Origin of the sequence: Mesorhizobium sp. M7A.F.Ca.US.006.04.2.1, from assembly GCF_004022915.1 — a bacterium.
In the GTDB taxonomy this organism is placed as follows: domain Bacteria; phylum Pseudomonadota; class Alphaproteobacteria; order Rhizobiales; family Rhizobiaceae; genus Mesorhizobium; species Mesorhizobium ciceri.
In genome coordinates this window covers 1-7,138 of sequence record NZ_RZQA01000275.1, presented here as the reverse complement: position 1 = coordinate 7,138, position 7,138 = coordinate 1, and the positions used below count along the sequence as shown (strand labels likewise).

General features: G+C 64.5%; 7 protein-coding genes. 5 read left to right on the top strand and 2 right to left on the bottom strand.

Annotation, left to right across the window (positions count from 1 at the left end):
* From EN925_RS16375 to EN925_RS16355, 5 genes are all read left to right on the top strand, one after another.
* Positions 1 to 1,236: pseudouridine synthase (locus tag EN925_RS16375; protein ID WP_164894233.1), on the top strand; the 1,236-nt coding region annotated here is incomplete at its 5' end.
* Positions 1,233 to 1,787: a 16S rRNA (guanine(966)-N(2))-methyltransferase RsmD gene (gene rsmD, locus EN925_RS16370; RefSeq protein WP_013532356.1), complete on the top strand. Its 555-nt coding sequence runs from the start codon at positions 1,233 to 1,235 to the stop codon at positions 1,785 to 1,787. The genes EN925_RS16375 and rsmD, both read left to right, overlap by 4 nt.
* Positions 1,788 to 1,921: 134 nt before the next feature.
* Positions 1,922 to 3,310: a pitrilysin family protein gene (locus EN925_RS16365; protein WP_024504837.1), complete on the top strand. Its 1,389-nt coding sequence runs from the start codon at positions 1,922 to 1,924 to the stop codon at positions 3,308 to 3,310.
* A 74-nt stretch (positions 3,311 to 3,384) separates the two neighbouring features.
* Entirely contained in the window at positions 3,385 to 4,812 is a 1,428-nt protein-coding gene (locus EN925_RS16360) for a pitrilysin family protein (RefSeq protein WP_127369476.1), read from the top strand.
* Complete coding sequence (locus tag EN925_RS16355) at positions 4,809 to 5,678, top strand: patatin-like phospholipase family protein (RefSeq protein ID WP_013532353.1); 870 nt, start codon at positions 4,809 to 4,811, stop codon at positions 5,676 to 5,678. The genes EN925_RS16360 and EN925_RS16355 overlap by 4 nt, the downstream gene beginning before the upstream one ends.
* A gap of 41 nt (positions 5,679 to 5,719) precedes the next feature.
* Here EN925_RS16355 and EN925_RS16350 read toward each other — a convergent pair whose 3' ends face one another.
* Positions 5,720 to 6,262, bottom strand: coding sequence for a dihydrofolate reductase family protein (locus tag EN925_RS16350; protein WP_128336708.1), 543 nt, complete (start codon positions 6,260 to 6,262; stop codon positions 5,720 to 5,722).
* 179 nt (positions 6,263 to 6,441) lie between these two features.
* A complete protein-coding gene (gene efp / locus EN925_RS16345; RefSeq protein WP_013532351.1) occupies positions 6,442 to 7,011 on the bottom strand; it encodes an elongation factor P in 570 nt (189 codons plus the stop codon).
* Positions 7,012 to 7,138 lie beyond the last annotated feature (127 nt).

Here is a 7,138-nt window from a genome sequence, read left to right as displayed (position 1 = left end):
TTCAACGTGATGCCTGATGACATCATCCATCTCGACGTTATGGAAATCCCGCCGATCGAGCGCACAAGGCTGTTCCTGTTCCACAAGCCGGCCGGCGTCGTCACCACCAACCGCGATCCCGAGGGCCGCAAGACCGTCTTCGACGTGCTGCCGGCTGAATTGCCGCGGCTGATGACCATCGGCCGGCTCGACATCAACACCGAAGGCCTGCTGCTGCTCACCAATGATGGCGGCCTGTCGCGCGTGCTCGAACTGCCGGCCACCGGCTGGCTGCGCCGCTACCGCGTGCGCGTCCACGGCAAGGTCGAGGAAAGCGCGCTTGCCGGCCTGCGTGAAGGCATTGCCGTCGACGGCGTCTTTTACGGCGCCATCGAAGCGACGCTCGATCGCGAGCAAGGCACCAATGCCTGGCTGACGATCGGCCTGCGCGAGGGCAAGAACCGCGAAGTCAGGAACATCCTGGGTTCGCTCGGCCTCGACGTGACGCGGCTGATCCGTATCTCCTATGGGCCGTTCCAACTCGATGACCTCGCCGAGGGCCATGTGCTGGAGATCAAGGGCAGGGTGTTGCGCGACCAGCTTGGTGAGCGCCTGGTCGAGGAATCCGGCGCCAATTTCGACGCCGATGTCACCAAGCCGTTTTCCAACAAGCCGGTGCGGCGCACCGAAGTTCGCGAGCCGGAGCCGGAACGGCCGAAATTCACCCGCGATGGCGAGCGCCGCCCGATCGGCGAGGGCGGGTTGATCAAGAACCGCAAGCGCCGCGAAGGCAGCCGCGATGAGGCTCTGGGCAAACTGTCGACAAGCCCCGACAGAAACGCTGAGAAGAGTTTTGGCGAACGCGCCCCGCGTCCCGAACGCAGCTTTGGCGACAAGCCGCGCGGCAATTTCGGCGACAAACCGCGCGGTGGCTTCGGCGACAAGCCGCGTGGTGCTTTTGGTGGCAAGCCGGGCGGTGGCAAAAAGTCCGAGCGCGAGCAGCGGCCGATCGAGCCGCCCGGCCAGCGCAAGGCCAATGTCTGGATGGCGCCAGGCGCGCGACCGATCGGCAAGGGCAGGGCCGAAGCTGACGCCGCCAAGGCGGCTGACGCCAAGGCGCGCAAGGCCTCGTTCAAACCGACCTATGGCAAACCGGCCGGTGCAAAGCCATTCGGCAAGCCGCGCGGCGAACGTCCGGGCGGGGCTGGCGGCGGTGAGCGTCCGCGCAACGGTCCCCGAGGCCCCAAAGCGAGATGAGAATCGTCGGTGGTGAGTTTCGCGGGCGTCCGTTGGCGACGCCGCGCTCGAGCGCCATCCGTCCGACGACCGATCGTACCCGCGAGGCGGTCTTCAACGTGCTGGCGCATCGCTTTGCCGAGCAATTGGACGGGGCACGCGTGCTCGACCTGTTCGCCGGCACCGGCGCGCTGGGACTCGAAGCGCTGTCGCGCGGTGCCTCCTACGGTGTCTTCATCGAGGAATCGGCGGAAGGCCGTGGCCTGATCCGCGACAATGTCGAGGCCTTCGGGCTCACCGGCCGCACCAAGATCTTCCGCCGCGATGCCACCGGCCTCGGCGAGGCCGGCACGCTGGCGCCGTTCGGCCTTGTCTTCGCCGACCCGCCCTATGGCAAGGGCCTTGGCGAGCGCGCCTTGCAGTCGGCCAAAGCCGGCGGCTGGCTTCGCCCCGGCGCGCTGTGCGTGGTCGAAGAGGCCGCGGTGGCGTCCTTCGAGCCAGGCCCCGGCTTTTCGGTGCTGGACGAACGCAACTATGGCGAGACCGTCATCCGCTTCATCGAGGCGTCCTGATACGCCTCGTATCCTTGGCCGGCATCCATGGGCCGGCCTCTTTGCCGCCGCCTTTGCCGGCAACATGATCAACAAATCACTTTGCTTGTCGCCAGCACCTTGCCTATCGTCTGTCGACAGAACCGGAGCCGTTGATGACATCCAGGATTGAATGGCTGCGGGGAACGCTGTTGGCGACCTCCTTGGCTTTTGTCGTGACCAGCCCAGTGCTGGCCGAGAGCCCCGTCTTGCCCAACACGGTTCCGGCCGAGTTCAAGGTCACGGATTTCCTGCTCGACAACGGCATGGAGGTGGTCGTCATTCCCGACCACCGTGCGCCGATCGTCACCCACATGGTCTGGTACAAGATCGGCAGCGCCGACGAGCCGCCCGGCAAATCCGGCATCGCGCATTTCTTCGAACATCTGATGTTCAAGGCAACGACCAACCATGCGGCCGGCGAGTTCGACCGCGCCGTCTCCGATATCGGCGGCTCCAACAACGCCTTCACCTCCTATGACTACACCGCTTTCCACGAGACGGTGGCGCCGTCGGCGCTCGAGCTGATGATGAGCTTCGAGGCTGACCGCATGCGCAACCTCATCCTCACCGACGATGTCATCAAGACCGAGCGCGACGTCATCCTCGAGGAGCGCCGCTCGCGTATCGACAACAGCCCCGAGGCTGTGCTGGACGAGGAGGTCGATGCGACGCTGTGGCAGAACCAGCCCTATCGCATTCCGGTCATCGGCTGGATGCAGGAGATGCAGCAGCTGAACCGCGTCGACGCCACCGCCTTCTACGACAAATACTACCGGCCCAATAACGCCGTGCTGATCGTCGCCGGCGATGTCGAACCGGACACGGTGCGGGCGCTGGCCGAAAAGACCTATGGCAAGGTGGCGCGCGGCCCCGATCTGCCGCCCCGCATCCGCCCGGTCGAGCCGGAGCAGAACACCAAGCGCACGGTCACGCTCTCCGATGCCCGCGTGAGCGTGCCGAGCTTTTCCACGCAATGGGTGGTGCCGTCCTATCATTCGGGAAAGCCGGGCGAGGCGGAAGCGCTCGACCTCTTGGCGGAGATCCTCGGCGGCGGCAATCGCAGCCGGCTCTACCAGGCGCTTGTCGTCCAGCAAGGTATCGCATCCAGCGCCGGCGCCTTTTTCCAGGGCACCATGCTCGACGACACCAACTTCACCGTCTACGGCGCGCCGCGCGGCGATGCCAGGATTTCCGACGTCGAAGCGGCAGTCGATGCGGAGGTGGTGCGCATCGTCAAGGATGGCGTGACGCCATCGGAACTGGAAAAGGCCAAGGACCGCTATGTCAGGTCGATGATCTTTGCCCGCGACAAGCAGGATTCCATGGCCAACATCTACGGTTCGACGCTGGCCACCGGCGGCAATGTGCAGGACGTCCAGCAATGGACGGACCGCATCCGCAAGGTCACCGCAGACGAGGTCAAGGCGGTCGCCGCGCGCTATCTGGTGCTCGCCCGGTCGACGACCGGCTATCTCTTGCCGCAGCAACAGGCGGGGAATTGATGATGACGAACCAGCACCGCCGCTCTCTCCCTTCTCCCCTTGTGGGAGAAGGTGGCCGAGCGAAGCGAGGTCGGATGAGGGGTGTTCCAGCTTGGCGCCGACGGCGCTCCGTCACCCACCCCTCAACCGTCTCGGCGCTGCGCGCCGATCCACCTTCTCCCACAAGGGGAGAAGGAAGGGCGCTCGCCGCACTCACCACCCTTTTCCTCTCCATCCTCTTCCTCATCCTGCCGGCGCTCACCGCGCGGGCCATGGAGATCCAGTCCGTCACCTCGCCAAAGGGCATCACCGCCTGGTTGGTCGAGGATTATTCCGTGCCGGTCGTCGCCATCCGCTTCGTCTTTGGCGGCGGCTCGACGCAGGATCCTGTCGGCAAGGAAGGGCTGGCCAATCTAATGACCGGCCTGTTCGACGAAGGCGCCGGCCCGCTCGATAGTGAAGACTTCCAGATCAAGCTCGACGATGCCGGCGCCGAGATGAGCTTCGACGAGAGCCGCGACGGCATCTACGGCTCGATGCGCATGCTGGCCGAGCAGCGCGACCAGGCCTTCGACCTGCTGCGGCTGGCGGTCAACGAGCCGCGCTTCGACCAGTTGCCGATCGACCGCATCCGTTCCCAGATCCTGTCCGGCATCATCGCCGGCGAAAACGACCCGGACACGGTGGCGCAGAACAAATGGGCGCGCGCCCTCTATGGCGACCATCCCTATTCCCGCTCCGATCAGGGCACCAAGGAAAGCATCGCCGCCATCACGTCCGATGATCTGAAAGCCCTGCACAAAGCGGTGTTCGCGCGCGGCGGCCTGCATGTCGCCGTAGTCGGCGCCATCGACGCGGAGACGCTGAAGAAGAAGCTCGACATGGTGTTCGGCGACCTGCCGCAGAACCAGGCGCTGAGGCCTGTGGCCGATATCGACCCGAAGCTGGCGCAGCATATCGAGGTCGACTACGACCTGCCGCAGACCTCCCTGCAGCTCGCCTTTCCCGGCGTGAAGCGCAAGGCGGCGGATTTCTTCCCCGCCGTGCTGATGAACGAGATCCTCGGCGGCGGCACCTTCACCTCGCGCCTGTTCCAGGAAGTGCGCGAAAAGCGCGGACTGGCCTACAGCGTCAACTCCTCGCTGATCAACCAGGACCACGCCAGCGCGTTGATCGTCAGCACCGGCACCCGCTCCGACCGCGCGGCCGAGACGCTGGGCATCGTCCGCGATGTGGTCAAGCAATTGGCCGAGCAAGGCCCGACCGAAGCGGAACTGGCGGCGACCAAGAAATACATGATCGGCGCCTACGCCATCAACAATCTGGACTCGTCCAGCGCCATCGCCTCGACATTGGTCGAGTTGCAGCTCGACGATCTCGGCATCGACTACATGCAGCGCCGCGCCGGCTACATCAACGCGGTGACGCTCGAACAGGTCAAGGCCGCGGCGAAAAAGCTGCTGACCACCGAGCCGACCATCATGGTCATCGGCCCGAAACTGGCCGGAGCCGGCAAGGGATGAGCCCCACCTTCGGCATCGCCTTCGGCGGCGGCGGCGCGCGCGGGCTGGCGCATATCCATGTCATCGAGGCGCTGGACGAGCTCGGCATCAAGCCGGTGGCCATAGCCGGCTCGTCGATCGGCGCCATCATGGGTGCCGGCATGGCATCGGGTATGGCCGGCAAGGACATCCACGACTACGCCCGCTCGATCCTCGGCCGCCGCGCCGAGGTGGCCAGCCGCATGTGGCGGGCGCGGCCGGGCACGATAGCCGAAGCCATGCAGAACGGCATCCGCGTCAGCCAGTTCAATGTCGAGCGCATCCTGAAAGCCTTTCTGCCCGAGGCCATCCCCGAAACCTTTGCCGAGCTGAAAATCCCGCTGAAGGTGACGGCGACCGACTATTTCGGTCACAAGCTGGCCGTCTTCGAAGACGGCGACCTGCACTCCGCGCTGGCGGCGTCAGCGGCCATTCCCGCCGTGTTCCGTCCGGTGATGCGAGACGGCAGGCTGCTGATCGACGGCGGCATCTACAACCCCGTGCCGTTCGACCTGATCGAGAACGACGCCGACATCATCATCGGCGTCGACGTCGTCGGCGCACCGGAAGAGGCCGACCGCAAACAGCCGACCTCCGTCGACCTGATGTTCGGCGCCACGCAATTGATGATGCAGTCGATCATCGCCAACAAGCTGAAGCAATGCCGCCCCGACATCCTGGTCCGCCCGGCAGTGTCGAGATACCGCGTCCTCGATTTCCTGAAGATCGACGCGCTGATGAACGAGACGGTGGATATCAAGGACGAACTGAAGCGGCAGGTGGAGAAGGCGGTGGAGGCGAGGAATAGCGCCGCCATCAAGGGGAGACGGGGCAAGCAGGTCGGGTGAGGATGCATCTTCCCCATTCGATCTGAAAGGCTCCAACCGATTTACGACTTCGCCGCCACCGGCGCATACTCCAGCGCCACAACGCCGTTGCTGAATGGCATCGCAGAAATCAATTCCAGCGCCACCGGTTCGCCGCCTGGGAACAGCGGCTTGCCCTGGCCGACGGTGCCGGGATAACTGAGCAGCCTGACGCGGTCGACCTGGCCATGGCGCAGCAATTCCTGCGCGACGCTGAGGCTGCCATGCACATAGATGTTGCCGCCGCTGCCTTGCTTCAGCGTCCTGACCGCTTCCGGCAGCGGTCCCTTCAGCAATTCGGCAGGCTTCCAGTCGAGCGCCTTCAGGCTGTTCGACGCGACATATTTCGGCAGCGCGTTGAACCGTTCGGCAAAATCTCCGGTTTCCGTCGGCCAGGAGCCGGCAAAGATCTCATAGGTCGTGCGCCCCAAAAGCATGGCGCCGCTATCGGCAAGCTCGTCCTCCTTGAACCTGTTCATCTCGTCGTTCCAGGTCACGCTTGGCAGCTTCTCGACCTCGGCAATACCATCAACGCTAATGAATTCGGTGACGATAAGTTTTCGCATGGCGTTCTCCTTCTTCGCTCAAAGGACGGACCGCGCAGGGTGTTTGCGACATGCTTCGTGAAAAATATCGCTGTGCGGGCGGAGGCGCCGCGTTCAAGGGGAGACAGCGGAAGAGGACAAGGGTGAGCCCTGGTGAAACGCAGGGCTGGCCGGTAAACCCGTAACCCCACCGCTCGTCTTCAGTCCTTCGCCCGCTCCACATAAGCCCCATCAGCCGTCATCACCACCACGCGGGTGCCCGGCGCGATGTGGGGGGGCACCAGGGTGCGTACGCCGTTGGACAGCACGGCCGGCTTGTAGGACGACGAGGCCGTCTGTCCCTTGGTCGTCGGCTCGGTTTCCACCACTTCGAAGGTGGCGCGCTGCGGCAGCACCAGGGAAATGGCAATGCCGTTGAACTGCGACACCTGCACGGCCATGCCTTCCAGCAGGTAAGGTGCCATGTCGCCGACCACGGCTTCCGACACCGCCACCTGGTCGTAGGTTTCCGGGTTCATGAAGTGAAAGCCTTCGCCGTCGCGGTAGAGGAAGGTGTGCTCGCGCTCTTCGACATAGGCGCGCTCGACCTGCTCGGTGGTGCGGTAGCGTTCCGAAACCTTCACCCCGTCGCCGATGCGGCGCATGTCGAGCTGCGTTACCGGCGTGCCCTTGCCTGGGTGGATGTTTTCGGCAAAGAGGATCACATAAAGCTTGCCGTCCTTGTCGACGACATTGCCTTTGCGGAGCGAACTGGCGATGACTTTCACCACGGTTTTAAATCCTGCAAGAAGAGTTGACTGGCGTTTGCCGGCTAGTGCGGCGCTGGATGGGGGCCTACCGCATCTTGGCCGCCGCCGCCAGCCCCCTTCCACCATGTTCCGAGCCGCATGACCGAAG

Bases quoted from the DNA above. Each gene is read 5' to 3' on its own strand.
- EN925_RS16355 (WP_013532353.1), top strand. From the start codon at position 4,809: ATGAGCCCCACCTTCGGCATCGCCTTCGGCGGCGGCGGCGCGCGCGGG.
- EN925_RS16365 (WP_024504837.1), top strand. From the start codon at position 1,922: ATGACATCCAGGATTGAATGGCTGCGGGGAACGCTGTTGGCGACCTCC.
- EN925_RS16360 (WP_127369476.1), top strand. From the start codon at position 3,385: ATGAGGGGTGTTCCAGCTTGGCGCCGACGGCGCTCCGTCACCCACCCC.
- rsmD (WP_013532356.1), top strand. From the start codon at position 1,233: ATGAGAATCGTCGGTGGTGAGTTTCGCGGGCGTCCGTTGGCGACGCCG.
- EN925_RS16350 (WP_128336708.1), bottom strand. From the start codon at position 6,262: ATGCGAAAACTTATCGTCACCGAATTCATTAGCGTTGATGGTATTGCC.